Genomic DNA, 13890 nt, shown 5'->3' with positions numbered 1-13890 from the left:
ATTGTTTACTTGATAATTGATTTGAGATGTGGAATTTGAGATGTGAGACTTAGCTCATTTTCATCAAACCAATATCCAAACCTTTTTGTTTTTTCCATATATAAGAAAACCAGAAATGAGATTTGAAAAAACTTCCAAATCTCACATCTGATATCCTCATATCTTATTTAGAGTACAACTCGACGATCAGGTTTTCCTTAATGTTTTCAGGAATTTCGTCGCGGTTAGGGTAGTTAAGGAACTTACCGGTTAAGGCATTTGCGTCCCACTCCAACCAGCTGTATTTGTTGATTCTTCTGCCGGCTACCGATGTAGTGATAGCTTCTAATGATTTAGATTTTTCACGTACAGCAACCACATCACCAGCTTTCAATGCATATGAAGCGATGTTTACAACACTACCGTTAACGGTGATGTGTTTGTGGTTAACTAACTGACGAGCTGCAGAACGTGTAGGAGCAATACCTAAACGGAAAACAGCATTATCTAAACGAGCTTCCAAAAATTTCAAAAGGTTTTCACCTGTGATACCTTCTTTAGCTGATGCACGGTGAAACAGGTTTTCGAACTGACGCTCCAATACACCGTAAGTGTATTTAACTTTTTGTTTCTCTTGCAACTGAGTTGAATACTCAGATTGTTTACCACGACGTTTTGAAGCGCCGTGTTGGCCCGGTGGGTAGTTTTTACGATCTAACGCTTTATCCGGACCGAAGATCGGCTCACGGAAACGACGGGCAATTTTGGATTTTGGTCCTGTATATCTGGCCATTTTGTGTTGTTCTTAAAGTATCATGCAGCCTGTAGCCACAGAATCTTAGCTTTAAAAAATCTGTTAATTAAACTCTTCTTCTTTTTGAAGGACGGCAACCGTTGTGCGGAAGCGGTGTAATATCTTTAATCGTAGTTACTTCGATACCTGCAGTTTGCAAAGTACGGATAGCTGACTCACGACCGGCACCAGGGCCTTTTACAAACACTTCAACTTTACGTAAACCTAAGTCATAAGCAACTTTACCGCAATCGGCAGCAGCTTGTGAGGCAGCATATGGAGTGTTCTTTTTTGAACCTTTGAAGCCCATTTTACCAGCAGACGACCATGAAATAGCCTGGCCTGTTTTGTTGGTAAGGGTGATGATGATGTTGTTAAAAGTAGCATTGATGTGTGCTTCGCCAACCGGCTCAATTACAACAATGCGTTTTTTGGTAACTTTTTTAGCTTTAGCCATTTTTTTAATTGTTACTTACGAATTACTGGATTACTACTATAACCCGGACCCGTAAAAATTACTTAATGAGGTAATCCTGATGCTTTAAAGGTTATCAAGCAGCATTAGCCCAATCTCTAACCTCTAACCACCAATCACTATTTAGTAGCTTTTTTCTTGTTAGCAACTGTTTTACGTTTACCTTTACGGGTACGTGAGTTGTTTTTAGTACGCTGACCACGTAATGGTAAACCTTTACGGTGACGTGTACCCCGGTAGCAACCAATATCCATCAAACGTTTAATGTTAAGCTGTACTTCTGAACGTAAAGCACCTTCAACTTTAATTTGCTCGTTGATGATACCACGTATAGCAGCTAACTGATCATCGGTCCAGTCTTGTACTTTGATATTTACGTCGATACCTGCTTCAGCCAAAATACGTTGAGCTGTTGAGCGGCCGATGCCGTAAATATAAGTAAGTCCGATCTCTCCTCTTTTATTCTTTGGTAAATCAATACCTGAAATCCTTGCCATATTCTTTATTTAGTGATTTAGTGACTTAGTGATTGTGTGAGCTTTGTTATTGATAAAATCAACAACTCACTAATTCACTAATTCAAAATTAATTTTTCTTAGCCCTGGCGTTGTTTAAACTTCGGGTTCTTTTTGTTAATAACGTAAAGTTTCCCGTTGCGGCGGATGATTTTGCAATCAGCGCTGCGTTTTTTGATGGATGCTCTAACTTTCATCTTTTTATTTATATCTATAGGTTATTCTACCCTTTGTTAAATCGTATGGGCTCATCTCCAGTTTCACCCTGTCGCCAGGAAGAATTTTGATGTAGTGCATACGCATTTTACCGGATATGTGCGCTATAATCTCATGACCATTTTCAAGTTCAACACGAAACATTGCGTTTGACAATGCCTCCCTAATTGTACCGTCCTGCTCAATCGAAGATTGTTTAGCCATATTTTGTTGATTATTACTTAATTATCCGCCCTAAAACCGGGATGCAAAATTAATAAAAAATTATTTAATTATTATTTTTTTCTTTTAAAACATTTTCTACGTATTCAAACGTCGATAAAATGTCGGGTTTGCCTTTACCTACCGCAACGGTATGCTCATAATGGGCACTGGCCTTCTTATCAACAGTTGATACTGTCCAGCCATCATCCCAAAACTTAACACCTGCACGGCCTGCGTTAATCATCGGTTCAATTGCTATTACCATACCTTCTTCAAGTTTGGTGCCCGAGCCGCGTTTACCGTAGTTAGGTACTTCAGGCTTTTCGTGTAGCTGCCTGCCCACGCCATGTCCTACCAGTTCTTTTACCACGCCGAAACCATTTTTCTCAGCATGCTCTTGTACAGCGTAACCGATATCACCAATGCGCATACCCACTACAGCCTTTTCAACGCCCAGTTGCAAACACTCCTGCGTAACACGCATTAGTTTCTTAACTTCAGCACTTACTTCGCCTATAGCAAAGGTATAGGCCGAATCGCCTACGTATTTGTTCAGTACAACACCACAATCAACCGATACAAGATCTCCCTCCTTCAAAATATATTTGCCGGGGAAACCGTGCACTACCTGATCATTAAGTGAGATACAGAGAGAATATGGAAATCCGTGATAATTTAAAAAGGCAGGAATGCCTCCATTATCACGGATAAAAGTTTCAGCAAGTCTGTCGAGTTCGATTGTTGCTACTCCCGGGCCAATAACCTTCGCTATTTCAGCGTGTGTTTTTGATACCAGTAGGGCACTTGCCCTGATGAGCTCAATCTCCTCGGCAGACTTATAAATAATTTTCGACATGTTTTAGATCGCTGTCGGGGTTGTTCCGGCAGCTGCAGGCATAGCTGTACGTCCTTTAATACGTCCGGTTTTCATCAAACCATCGTAGTGGCGCATCAACAGGTGGCTTTCAATTTGCTGTAAGGTATCCAACACTACACCTACAAGGATGATAAGCGATGTACCGCCAAAAAACCTTGCAAATATCGGAGAGATACCAACTAAACTGGCAAGCGCCGGTATAATGGCGATAATTGCCAAAAATACCGAACCTGGTAAAGTGATCCTTGAGATAACGGCGTCAATAAAATCGGCTGTGCTTTTGCCTGGTTTAATGCCCGGTATAAAACCACCGTTCTTTTTCATATCATCAGCCATCTGGTTAGGGTTAACCGTAATAGCTGTATAGAAGTAAGTGAACAGGATGATCAGGATACCGAACAACAGGTTATGCTGCCATGAGTTATAGTTAGCCAAAGCAATAAGGATCCCGTTTGATGATACGTTAGGGAAAAACTGCGATACCGTTTGTGGTATAAACATCAATGCCTGGGCAAAAATGATAGGCATTACACCGGCAGCATTTACCTTTAAAGGTATATACTGGCGCACGCCGCCATACTGTTTATTACCTACAATACGTTTTGCGTACTGTACCGATATTTTACGTGTTCCCTGCACTATCAGGATGGTAAACATTACCACACCAATAAGGGCTACAATCTCAACAATAAAGCCAATCAAACCACCGGCGCCGCTGTTACGTGCAACAAACTCGGTACCAAATGCACCAGGTAACTGGGCAATAATACCCACCATGATGATGAGCGAAATACCGTTACCGATACCTTTATCAGTGATCTTCTCGCCCAGCCACATTACAAATAATGTACCTGCGGTTAACACGAAAGTGTTAAGGAAGATAAACATGAACGGATCAGTAATGGTTCTGGCATCAACAGGAACCTGCGATTTAATGTAACCGATAGCCTGTAAAAACGTGATACCGATTGTAAGATAGCGGGTCCATTGGTTAAGCTTGTTGCGGCCGCTTTCACCTTCTTTTTGCAATTTGGTAAAATACGGAACGGCAATGCCCAGCAGTTGCACCACAATTGAAGCCGAAATGTAAGGCATTACACCTAACGCGAAAATAGAGGAACGTGAAAACGAACCTCCCGCAAACATATTCAGCAATCCTATTAATCCTTCTGCTTTTTGATTTGATACCGATGAGTATGCAACTCCAGGTAAAATCACGAATGAGCCTACACGATATATTAGAAGAAATAGGAGCGTATTAATAATACGCACCTTTAAATCTTCGATTTTCCAGATATTGGATAATGTGGTGAAAAATTTCTTCATCGAAATTATAACTTAACTATGGTACCACCTGCTGCTTCAATAGCTTTTTGAGCTGTAGCAGTAAATGCATGTGCTTTAACCTCAACTTTGGCAGTCAATTCGCCACGGCCCAGAATTTTAACCTGGTCGTTACGTGAAGCCAAACCGTGCTCTTTCAAAGTTTCCAGATCCACTACAGTAAGTGAATATTTGGTAACCAGGTCCTGAAGTACGTCAAGGTTTACACCTGTGTACTCAACACGGTTAGGGTTTTTAAAGCCAACTTTAGGCACACGGCGTTGCAAAGGCATCTGACCGCCTTCAAAGCCTACTTTAGTGCTGGTGCCCGAACGAGAACCGGCGCCTTTATGGCCACGGGTTGACGTACCGCCACGGCCCGAACCGGTACCACGGCCAATACGTTTTCTATTTTTGGTTGAACCTTCTGCAGGTTTTAAATTACTTAAATTCATGATATTAAATATTTTCAACCGCTACCAGGTGGTTCACTTTCCTAACCATCCCAACTATAGCAGGTGTAGCCTCAACTTCCACACTGTGGTTAATTTTACGCAAGCCTAAAGCTTCGATTGTTTTTTTCTGGCGTTCCGTTCTGTCGATCACGCTCTTAATCTGTGTTATTTTGATCTTAGCCATGACTGATTATCCGTTAAAAACTTTACCTAAACTAATACCGCGCTGTTGTGCTACTGTATTGGCATCACGTAACTGGGCTAATGCCGATACGGTTGCTTTTACCACGTTGTGCGGATTTGATGAACCTTTTGATTTTGCCAATACGTTGTGGATACCGGCCGACTCTAATACGGCACGCATCGCACCACCTGCAATTACACCGGTACCGTTAGCTGCTGGTTTAATGAAAACAAAACCACCGCTAAATTTACCAATTTGCTCGTGAGGCACAGTTCCGTTAATTACCGGAACTTTTACCAGGTTCTTTTTAGCATCATCAATGCCTTTTGCAATAGCTTCAGTTACCTCTTTAGCTTTACCTAAGCCATAACCTACAACACCGTTTTCATCACCTACTACCACAATGGCAGAGAAGCTGAAAGTACGGCCGCCTTTGGTTACTTTGGCAACACGCTGTATGCTTACCAAGCGGTCTTTCAATTCGATCTCGCTTGTTTTTACTCTTTTTATGTTGATTGTTGACATTTCTCTGTTCGATTAAAAGTTTAAACCACCTTCACGTGCACCTTCTGCCAATGATTTAACACGGCCGTGGTACAAGTAACCGTTCCTGTCAAAAACCACATCTTTAATACCTGCAGCAATAGCTTTTTGAGCTACCAGTTTACCTACAGCTACTGATTGATCTGATTTTGAACCATCAGCTGCAAAATCTTTTGATAAAGATGATGCTGAAACTAATGTTTTACCGGCAACATCGTCAATGATCTGCGCATAAATTCCTTTATTGCTCCTAAATACTGACAGGCGAGGACGCTCTGCTGAACCCGAAAGGCGTTTTCTGATGCCTTTTTTAATCCTGTCTCTTCTTGATAATTTAGCTCCCATGACGATTATTTTTTAGATGCTGATTTACCTGCTTTTCTTCTCAATATCTCGCCCTGGAACTTGATACCTTTACCTTTGTAAGGCTCTGGAGCGCGTAATGAACGGATTTTGGCTGCAACCTGGCCAATCAATTGTTTGTCGATAGACTCCAAAATGATGGTTGGGTTTTTACCTTTATCAGCAGTGGTTGTAACTTTAATTTCCTGCGGTAATTCAAATACGTAGTGGTGAGAGAAACCCAACACTAAATCTAATGTATTACCTGTATTGGTAGCGCGGTAACCTACACCCACTAATTCCTGGGTTACTTTATAACCTTCGGTTACGCCAACTACCATGTTGTTTAAAAGCGCGCGGTATAAACCGTGTAACGCTTTATGACGTTTTTGATCAGACGGGCGCTGAACCAGCAGCTGGCCATCTTCCTGTGCAATAGTGATATCGCTATCAACCGCTTGCTCTAACTGTCCTTTAGGGCCTTTTACAGTAACAACATTATCTGCTGATACCGTTACGGTTACTCCCTGTGGCAGTGCTATCGGTGCTTTTCCTACTCTTGACATTGCTTTAAATTTCTCCTATTAATAAACGTAGCATAAAACCTCACCGCCTACATTTTGCTGACGGGCTTCTTTATCAGACATAACGCCTTTAGAAGTTGAAAGGATGGCGATTCCTAAACCATTTAATACACGTGGCATGTTTTCCATACCTGCGTATTTCCTCAAACCTGGTTTACTTACGCGTGAGATGCTGCGGATAGCAGAAACTTTAGTTATCGGGTGGTATTTCAAAGCAACTTTGATGCTGCCTTGAGGACCGTTAGCCTCAAACTTGTAATTAGCGATGTAACCTTTGTCGAAAAGCACCTTAGTGATTTCCTTTTTCAGATTTGATGCAGGAATTTCAACAACCCTATGGTTGGCTTTAATAGCATTCCTTACTCTTGTAAGATAATCTGCGATTGGATCTGTATTCATTTTATTGTGTTATGATGGTGGTTTCCTCCCGGTAACATCCCGGCCGACCTTCCATCGGTTAAATTGATTTTTGAGCTCAATGCTAAAAGCACAAAGCATAAAGCTTTATTTGCCTTACGCTTTATGCTTTAAGCTTTCAGCTTAATATTACCAGCTTGCTTTTTTTACTCCCGGGATCTTGCCTTCAAGAGCCATTTCACGGAATGTAACACGTGAGATGCCGAACTGACGCATATAACCACGAGGGCGGCCGGTTAATTTGCAACGGTTGTGCAGTTTTACCGGTGATGATGCTTTTGGTAATTTATCTAAAGCAGCGTAATCGCCTGCTTCTTTTAAAGCAGCTCTTTTCTCAGCGTATTTAGCTACTAATTTTGCGCGCTTTACTTCACGTGCTTTTACACCTTCTTTAGCCATTGCTATTTTGATTTTTAAATGGTAAACCAAATTGTTTCAACAACTCCAATGCTTCAACATCGTTTGTTGCGGAGGTTACAAAGGTAATATCCATACCTTGAATTTTATTGATTTTATCAATATTTATCTCAGGGAAGATAATTTGCTCTGTAATACCTAATGTATAGTTGCCGCGGCCGTCAAAACCTTTGTCGTTGATGCCTTTAAAGTCACGGATACGTGGCAGGGCAACAGCGATTAAACGATCCAAAAACTCGTACATTGTGTTGTCACGTAAAGTAACACGTACGCCTACCGGCATATTTTTACGCAATTTGAAGTTTGAGATATCTTTTTTTGATTTTGAAGATACTGCCTGCTGACCGGTGATGGTGGTTAACTCGGTGATGGTGTTCTCGATCAATTTCTTGTCGGTAGTAGCACCGCCTACACCCTGGTTGATAGCAATTTTCTGCAACTTAGGAACCTGCATTACGCTTTTGTACTGAAATTTATCTTTCAGTGCAGTGCGGATTTCCTCTTTGTATTTCGATTTTAATCTTGGTACGTAAGTCATTACTTAATTTCCTCCCCTGATTTTTTTGCTACCCTTACTAATTTGCCGGCATCGTTTAATTTACGGCCAACACGGGTTGTTTCACCAGTTTTAGGATCAACCAACGCCAGGTTCGAAATATGTATAGCAGCTTCTTGTTTAACAATTCCGCCGTTAGGATTGGCTGCATTTGGCTTAGTGTGTTTTGATACCATGTTGGCACCTTCAACAATAGCCCTGTTTTTGTCAACCAAAACCTCAACTACTTTACCTTGTGATCCTTTTGAATCGCCGGCAATAACTTTAACCAGGTCGCCTTTACGGATCTTTAATTTTACTTTCTTTTCCATGTTACAATACCTCCGGTGCTAATGATACAATTTTCATAAATTGTTTCTCGCGCAGTTCCCTTGCAACAGGGCCAAAGATACGTGTACCTCTTGGCTCGTCCTGGTTGTTTAACAACACAGCTGCGTTATCGTCGAAACGGATATATGAACCGTCTTTTCTGCGGATCTCTTTTTTAGTACGCACAACTACGGCTTTTGATACGCTACCTTTTTTCACGTTACCTGATGGCAAAGCGCTTTTTACAGTAACTACAATTTTATCGCCGATTGATGCATACCTTTTGCCGGTACCACCTAATACACGGATCACTAAAACCTCTTTAGCGCCGCTATTGTCGGCTACTGTTAATCTTGATTCCTGTTGTACCATCTTATTTCGCCCTTTCTAAAATTTCAACTAATCGCCAGTTTTTAGTTTTGCTTAACGGGCGGGTTTCCATAATCAATACGGTATCGCCAACACCACAGGTGTTAGCTTCGTCATGAGCTTTAAATTTGGTAGTTTTCTTTACGAATTTACCATAGATCGGGTGCTTAACCTTACGCTCAACGGCTACCACGATAGATTTTTGCATTTTATTGCTTACTACCAGGCCGATACGTGTTTTTCTTAAATTTCTTTCCATTTTTACTAATGTTTAAAAAATTAATTCTTATCAGAAGCGGCCGCCGCTTTACGTTTTGTTAATTCAGTATTTAACTGAGCAATTCCTTTGCGTACTTTGGTTATACGTGACGGGTTCTCAATAGCTGAAACTGCATGTGCGAATTTCAATTTGGTTAGGGTAGCCCTTTCCTCGCTGATCTTTGCAACAATCTCTTCAGTTGATAGGCCCAAAATTTCTGAGTTTTTCATTTTTCTTTGTTATTTGTTGTCTGCTGGCAAGTTTAAACGTTGTATCGTTTTTTTAATGATGGGTGAAATTCGGCATCAACTTCACAACATTAAAACTTTACAACTTTTCAACTAACTCCTCAATTTATGCTTCTACGTAATCCCTACGTACAATAAATTTAGTTTGCACTGGTAATTTCTGTGCTGCAAGGCGTAAAGCCTCTTTAGCAACTTCCAAAGGCACACCTTCGGCTTCGAAAATGATCCTTCCGGGGCGTACTACCGCAACCCAGTATTCAGGAGCACCTTTACCTTTACCCATACGTACCTCTGCAGGTTTTTTAGTTACAGGTTTGTCAGGGAATATCCTGATCCAAACCTGTCCTTCACGTTTCATAAAACGTGTTACAGCGATACGTGCAGCCTCGATCTGACGGCTGGTGATCCATGCCGCTTCGAGTGATTTAACACCAAAAGATCCGAATGAAAGTTCAGCACCACGAGTGGCTAAACCTTTCATCCTGCCTTTTTGCATCTTTCTGAACTTCGTTCTTTTTGGCTGTAGCATTTTTTTAAGCTTTTATATCGTATTCGATATTGTCTTCTACTTTAATTATTATCTCTTACCTGGGCCACCTGGGCGGTTTCCACCTTGTCCACCCGGACGGTTTCCACCTGGACGGTTGTTACCACCACCACGGCGGTCGCCACCTGGTTTCCTGTCGCCACGACGCTCACCGCCGCGCTCGCCGCCTCTTTCGTTACGGCCACCAAAGCCTGGTGCGCCACCTTCTGGCCTGCCGCCTTTGCCGCTTGCGCTGCTGGTGCTGCCAATGTTAGGTGAAAGATCGCGTTTGCCATAAACCTCGCCTTTGCAGATCCATACTTTAACACCTATTTTACCATAGGTAGTTAATGCTTCTGCTAAAGCGTAGTCGATGTCGGCACGGAAAGTGTGCAGAGGAATCCTGCCTTCTTTATATTGCTCGCTACGTGCCATCTCAGCGCCACCTAAGCGGCCTGATGTCATTACCTTGATACCTTCGGCACCCATACGCATGGTTGCAGCGATTGTGGTTTTCATGGCACGACGGAAAGAGATACGTGCTTCTAATTGTTTAGCAATGCCTTCAGCTACTAATTGCGCGTCAAGCTCAGGGCGTTTGATCTCGAAAATGTTGATCTGAACTTCTTTTTTAGTAAGTTTTTTCAACTCTTCTTTGATCTTATCAACTTCCTGACCGCCTTTACCGATCACAATACCCGGACGGGCAGTGTGGATAGTTACAGTGATACGTTTTAAAGTACGCTCGATAACTACTTTTGATACACCACCTTTAGCGATACGAGCTGAAAGGTATTTGCGGATTTTTTCGTCTTCAACTAATTTATCGGAGTAGTTGTTGCCACCGAACCAGTTAGAATCCCAGCCTCTGATGATGCCTAACCTGTTACCTATTGGATGTGCTTTCTGTCCCATGTTAAATTAATTGATTTCGTTTTTAGTATCCACAATAAGTGTTACGTGGTTTGAGCGTTTGCGGATACGGTATCCCCTGCCTTGTGGTGCCGGGCGTAACCTTTTTAGCTGACGGCCACCGCCTACAGATACTTCTTTTACAAAAAGATCATCAGCGTTTTTACCTTCGTTTTTAGCTTGCCAGTTGTTAATTGCTGATAAAAGCAATTTTTCAACGCGGATAGCTGCTTCTTTATTAGTGAATTTTAAGATGCTTAAAGCCTTAAATACGTTTTCACCGCGGATTAGATCAACCACCAAACGCATTTTGCGTGGTGAAGTTGGACAGTCCTGTAACTTAGCAACAGAAGCGCCACCTACTACAGCTTTTGCAGCTTCTTTTTGTTGCCTGATTTGTACAGACCTTTTAATTTTTGTTGTTGCTTCCATTACCTGTTATTTTTTCTTTTCTGCGTGACCGCGGAATGTACGGGTTGGGGCAAACTCTCCCAGCTTGTGTCCAACCATATTTTCTGTTACATACACAGGGATAAACTTGTTACCGTTGTGTACAGCGAATGTATGACCAACGAAATCAGGAGAGATCATGGAACGACGTGACCATGTTTTTACAACTGATTTTTTATTTGCGTCATTCAGTACCATAACTTTCTTATCTAAGTTATGATCAATGTAAGGTCCTTTTTTAATTGAACGAGCCATTATTTCTTCCTTCTTTCAATGATGTAACGATCCGATGATTTCTTCTTGTCACGGGTTTTGTAGCCTTTAGCTAACAAACCTTTACGTGAACGTGGGTGACCACCCGAAGCACGGCCTTCACCACCACCCATAGGGTGATCTACCGGGTTCATGGCTACACCACGTACCCTTGGCCTGCGGCCCAACCAACGGTTACGGCCTGCTTTACCTAACACAGAGTTGGCCCTTTCGCCATTTGAAACTGTACCGATAGTTGCCAAGCAAGTTGACAAGATCATACGTGTTTCGCCTGAAGGCAACTTGATGATAGCGTATTTGCCATCACGTGCTGATAATTGAGCATAAGTACCGGCACTACGGGCAATTACACCACCCTGGCCTGGGTTTAACTCAATGTTGTGGATGATCGAACCAAGAGGAATGTTCTTTAATGGTAAAGTGTTACCAACCTCTGGAGCGGCTGTTTCGCCAGCTGTTACAATTGTACCAACTGTTAAGCCTTCCGGAGCGATCATGTATCGTTTTTCACCATCTGCGAAGTGTAACAGGGCTATACGTGCCGAACGGTTAGGATCGTACTCGATAGTTGCAACTTTTGCAGGGATGTCAAATTTGTTACGTTTAAAATCAATTAACCTGTATGCTTGTTTATGACCACCACCTAAGTAGCGCATAGTCATTTTACCGTCGTTGTTACGACCGCCCGATTTTTTGTTGGCTGCTACAACTAATGATTTTTCAGGAACATTAGTAGTAATATCCGAGTTAGATACGTCAACTCTGAAGCGGGTACCCGGGGTAACCGGTTTAAATCTCTTTACTGCCATGTCTATAATTATATATTGCTGTAAAAATCAATTACTTCTCCGTCCTTCAACGTAACGATCGCTTTTTTGTAAGTAGCTGAGCGGCCTTGTACGGCACCAGCCTTAGTATTGCGGGTTTTTAGTTTACCGACGTATTTCATGGTGTTCACCGCAGTGATATTTACACCATACATTGCCTCAATGGCAGTTTTGATCTGAATTTTGTTAGCCCTGTGATCAACTTTGAAAGCATAACGGTTAAGCTTTTCAGTTAACTGAGTAACTTTTTCAGTAAGTAGGGGTTGTTTTAAAATTTCCATAATTACTTAGCTAATGCTTCCTCCAAAGTTTTAACAGCACCTGTAGTAAGCAATAATTTGCCGGCGTTCAACACATCATAAGTGTTTAACTGCTCAACAGAAATTACTTTGCTCCTTTTCAGGTTTCTGCTTGATAAATAAACATTGTTATTTTCAGCGCTTGCTACTACCAATAATGTTTTATCGTTAGTAACATTCAAATCGGCCTCCAACTTAATGTAGTTTTTAGTTTTGATGCTATCAAAATTAAAGTCCTCCAACACTAAAATGTTGTTATCCTTTGCTTTGTATGATAAAGCAGAGTTACGGGCCAATGATTTAAGCTTTTTGTTTAATTTGAAGCTGTAATCACGTGGTTGCGGACCGAATACACGGCCACCACCGTTAAATAATGGTGATTTGATACCACCGGCACGGGCACCGCCTGTACCTTTTTGCTTATATAGCTTGCGGGTTGAACCTGCAATCTCATTACGCTGTTTTGATTTGTGTGTACCCTGACGCTGGTTAGCAAGATATTGCTTAACGTCAAGATAGATAGCGTGATCATTTGGCTCAATACCGAAGATCGACTCAGGAAGTTGCACCTTGGCACCTGTTTCTTTACCTGATACGTTTAATACGTTAACTTCCATCTTATTTATCCACTATTACAAATGAACCCTTAGCTCCGGGGATGGAACCTTTAACTACTAACAGATTCTGCTCGGCGAAAACCTTAACTACTTCAAGGTTTTGTACTTTAACGCGAACATTTCCGGTTTGACCAGCCATACGCATACCTTTAAATACACGTGAAGGCCATGACGACGCACCCAATGAACCAGGAGCACGTAAACGGTTGTGCTGACCGTGAGTTTGCATACCCACACCGCCAAAACCGTGACGTTTTACAACACCCTGAAAACCTTTACCTTTTGAGGTACCTACCACATCAACAAAATCGCCGGCAGCAAAGATATCGACAGTAACGGTGTCGCCCAATGCTTTTTGATCCTCGAAAGTTTTGAATTCAACCAGTTTACGCTTTGGAGCTGTACCGGCTTTTTGGAAGTGTCCTTTTAAAGGGGCAGAAGTGTTTTTTTCCTTTTTGTCGCCATACGCTAACTGAACAGCAGCGTATCCGTCTGTTTCCACAGACCTAACTTGTGTTACCACGCAAGGGCCAGCTTCGATCACTGTACAAGGAATGTTTTTCCCTGTCTCGTCGAAAATGCTGGTCATTCCTACTTTTTTACCAATAATTCCTGACATTTTTTTAATTGTTTTATTGCCCATCGAAGCAGTAGGGCTTCGTTCAAGGCATATTTCTCCCCCGAAAGGGACGGCAAAGATAGAAACTTTGTATTAATTATCAAATAGTTAGTAAGTTATTTTTTCATAATTTTTGCAGCTGAGTTTTCACATCTGTTTGCAAGGTATTTCATTAAGCTTTAGTTGGTTTGATTTGGGAGGGTTTGAAGGCTATTTTGAAAGCAATCCGCAGCCCAAGCTTAACCGACGGCGTAAAATTGCAGGTCGGTCATAATTTTTTTGCGGAAGTACAGCCATATTTC

Annotated in this window: 27 protein-coding genes; all 27 read right to left on the bottom strand. The window is 41.8% G+C overall.

Annotated features, from left to right (window positions below):
- Positions 1-163 precede the first annotated feature (163 nt).
- A complete protein-coding gene (rpsD, locus tag HYN43_RS28235; RefSeq protein ID WP_119407176.1) occupies positions 164-772 on the bottom strand; it encodes a 30S ribosomal protein S4 in 609 nt (202 codons plus the stop codon).
- 67 nt (positions 773-839) lie between these two features.
- Entirely contained in the window at positions 840-1229 is a 390-nt protein-coding gene (rpsK, locus tag HYN43_RS28230; protein WP_022833267.1) for a 30S ribosomal protein S11, read from the bottom strand.
- A gap of 137 nt (positions 1230-1366) precedes the next feature.
- The gene (gene rpsM, locus HYN43_RS28225) at positions 1367-1744 is read right to left on the bottom strand and encodes a 30S ribosomal protein S13 (RefSeq protein ID WP_119407175.1); all 378 of its coding nucleotides are present in this window, start codon (positions 1742-1744) and stop codon (positions 1367-1369) included.
- A gap of 98 nt (positions 1745-1842) precedes the next feature.
- Entirely contained in the window at positions 1843-1959 is a 117-nt protein-coding gene (ykgO, locus tag HYN43_RS28220) for a type B 50S ribosomal protein L36 (RefSeq protein ID WP_022833269.1), read from the bottom strand.
- A gap of 4 nt (positions 1960-1963) precedes the next feature.
- Positions 1964-2182, bottom strand: a complete 219-nt coding sequence (gene infA, locus HYN43_RS28215) for a translation initiation factor IF-1 (RefSeq protein WP_022833270.1) — start codon at positions 2180-2182, stop codon at positions 1964-1966.
- 64 nt (positions 2183-2246) lie between these two features.
- Positions 2247-3038, bottom strand: coding sequence for a type I methionyl aminopeptidase (map, locus tag HYN43_RS28210; RefSeq protein WP_119407174.1), 792 nt, complete (start codon positions 3036-3038; stop codon positions 2247-2249).
- A gap of 3 nt (positions 3039-3041) precedes the next feature.
- Positions 3042-4385 (bottom strand): preprotein translocase subunit SecY, encoded by a 1344-nt coding sequence (gene secY, locus HYN43_RS28205; protein WP_119407173.1) that lies wholly within the window; start codon positions 4383-4385, stop codon positions 3042-3044.
- A gap of 5 nt (positions 4386-4390) precedes the next feature.
- A complete protein-coding gene (rplO, locus tag HYN43_RS28200; protein WP_022833273.1) occupies positions 4391-4837 on the bottom strand; it encodes a 50S ribosomal protein L15 in 447 nt (148 codons plus the stop codon).
- A gap of 4 nt (positions 4838-4841) precedes the next feature.
- On the bottom strand, positions 4842-5021 hold the full coding sequence (rpmD, locus tag HYN43_RS28195; protein ID WP_022833274.1) for a 50S ribosomal protein L30: 180 nt from the start codon (positions 5019-5021) through the stop codon (positions 4842-4844).
- 6 nt (positions 5022-5027) lie between these two features.
- The gene (rpsE, locus tag HYN43_RS28190; RefSeq protein ID WP_022833275.1) at positions 5028-5546 is read right to left on the bottom strand and encodes a 30S ribosomal protein S5; all 519 of its coding nucleotides are present in this window, start codon (positions 5544-5546) and stop codon (positions 5028-5030) included.
- Positions 5547-5558: 12 nt separating this feature from the next.
- Positions 5559-5909, bottom strand: a complete 351-nt coding sequence (rplR, locus tag HYN43_RS28185) for a 50S ribosomal protein L18 (RefSeq protein WP_119407172.1) — start codon at positions 5907-5909, stop codon at positions 5559-5561.
- A 5-nt stretch (positions 5910-5914) separates the two neighbouring features.
- Complete coding sequence (gene rplF / locus HYN43_RS28180) at positions 5915-6472, bottom strand: 50S ribosomal protein L6 (RefSeq protein WP_119407171.1); 558 nt, start codon at positions 6470-6472, stop codon at positions 5915-5917.
- 18 nt (positions 6473-6490) lie between these two features.
- Positions 6491-6889: a 30S ribosomal protein S8 gene (gene rpsH, locus HYN43_RS28175; RefSeq protein ID WP_119407170.1), complete on the bottom strand. Its 399-nt coding sequence runs from the start codon at positions 6887-6889 to the stop codon at positions 6491-6493.
- Positions 6890-7036: 147 nt separating this feature from the next.
- Positions 7037-7306 (bottom strand): 30S ribosomal protein S14, encoded by a 270-nt coding sequence (gene rpsN / locus HYN43_RS28170; RefSeq protein WP_090529250.1) that lies wholly within the window; start codon positions 7304-7306, stop codon positions 7037-7039.
- Positions 7299-7862 (bottom strand): 50S ribosomal protein L5, encoded by a 564-nt coding sequence (gene rplE, locus HYN43_RS28165; protein ID WP_112574510.1) that lies wholly within the window; start codon positions 7860-7862, stop codon positions 7299-7301. Before rplE ends, rpsN begins: the two co-directional genes overlap by 8 nt.
- Positions 7862-8191 carry a 50S ribosomal protein L24 gene (gene rplX, locus HYN43_RS28160; RefSeq protein ID WP_119407169.1) on the bottom strand — a complete coding sequence of 110 codons (330 nt, stop codon included), beginning with the start codon at positions 8189-8191 and terminating at the stop codon, positions 7862-7864. The genes rplE and rplX overlap by 1 nt, the downstream gene beginning before the upstream one ends.
- A gap of 1 nt (position 8192) precedes the next feature.
- Positions 8193-8561 (bottom strand): 50S ribosomal protein L14, encoded by a 369-nt coding sequence (gene rplN / locus HYN43_RS28155; protein ID WP_109609385.1) that lies wholly within the window; start codon positions 8559-8561, stop codon positions 8193-8195.
- Position 8562: 1 nt separating this feature from the next.
- A complete protein-coding gene (gene rpsQ, locus HYN43_RS28150; RefSeq protein ID WP_022830222.1) occupies positions 8563-8817 on the bottom strand; it encodes a 30S ribosomal protein S17 in 255 nt (84 codons plus the stop codon).
- 20 nt (positions 8818-8837) lie between these two features.
- A complete protein-coding gene (rpmC, locus tag HYN43_RS28145) occupies positions 8838-9047 on the bottom strand; it encodes a 50S ribosomal protein L29 (protein ID WP_022830221.1) in 210 nt (69 codons plus the stop codon).
- A gap of 124 nt (positions 9048-9171) precedes the next feature.
- Positions 9172-9594, bottom strand: coding sequence for a 50S ribosomal protein L16 (gene rplP, locus HYN43_RS28140; protein ID WP_090529269.1), 423 nt, complete (start codon positions 9592-9594; stop codon positions 9172-9174).
- A 48-nt stretch (positions 9595-9642) separates the two neighbouring features.
- The gene (gene rpsC, locus HYN43_RS28135) at positions 9643-10506 is read right to left on the bottom strand and encodes a 30S ribosomal protein S3 (protein WP_109609386.1); all 864 of its coding nucleotides are present in this window, start codon (positions 10504-10506) and stop codon (positions 9643-9645) included.
- 6 nt (positions 10507-10512) lie between these two features.
- Complete coding sequence (rplV, locus tag HYN43_RS28130) at positions 10513-10935, bottom strand: 50S ribosomal protein L22 (protein ID WP_119407168.1); 423 nt, start codon at positions 10933-10935, stop codon at positions 10513-10515.
- 6 nt (positions 10936-10941) lie between these two features.
- Positions 10942-11208: a 30S ribosomal protein S19 gene (rpsS, locus tag HYN43_RS28125; protein ID WP_022832979.1), complete on the bottom strand. Its 267-nt coding sequence runs from the start codon at positions 11206-11208 to the stop codon at positions 10942-10944.
- Positions 11208-12035, bottom strand: coding sequence for a 50S ribosomal protein L2 (gene rplB, locus HYN43_RS28120; RefSeq protein ID WP_022832978.1), 828 nt, complete (start codon positions 12033-12035; stop codon positions 11208-11210). The genes rpsS and rplB overlap by 1 nt, the downstream gene beginning before the upstream one ends.
- Positions 12036-12043: 8 nt before the next feature.
- Positions 12044-12334: a 50S ribosomal protein L23 gene (gene rplW, locus HYN43_RS28115; protein ID WP_119407167.1), complete on the bottom strand. Its 291-nt coding sequence runs from the start codon at positions 12332-12334 to the stop codon at positions 12044-12046.
- 2 nt (positions 12335-12336) lie between these two features.
- The gene (gene rplD, locus HYN43_RS28110) at positions 12337-12969 is read right to left on the bottom strand and encodes a 50S ribosomal protein L4 (RefSeq protein ID WP_119407166.1); all 633 of its coding nucleotides are present in this window, start codon (positions 12967-12969) and stop codon (positions 12337-12339) included.
- A gap of 1 nt (position 12970) precedes the next feature.
- Positions 12971-13588, bottom strand: a complete 618-nt coding sequence (gene rplC, locus HYN43_RS28105) for a 50S ribosomal protein L3 (protein ID WP_031267186.1) — start codon at positions 13586-13588, stop codon at positions 12971-12973.
- Positions 13589-13890 lie beyond the last annotated feature (302 nt).

This window comes from Mucilaginibacter celer (genome assembly GCF_003576455.2).
In the GTDB taxonomy this organism is placed as follows: domain Bacteria; phylum Bacteroidota; class Bacteroidia; order Sphingobacteriales; family Sphingobacteriaceae; genus Mucilaginibacter; species Mucilaginibacter celer.
This window is presented reverse-complemented; position numbering and strand designations above follow the sequence as displayed.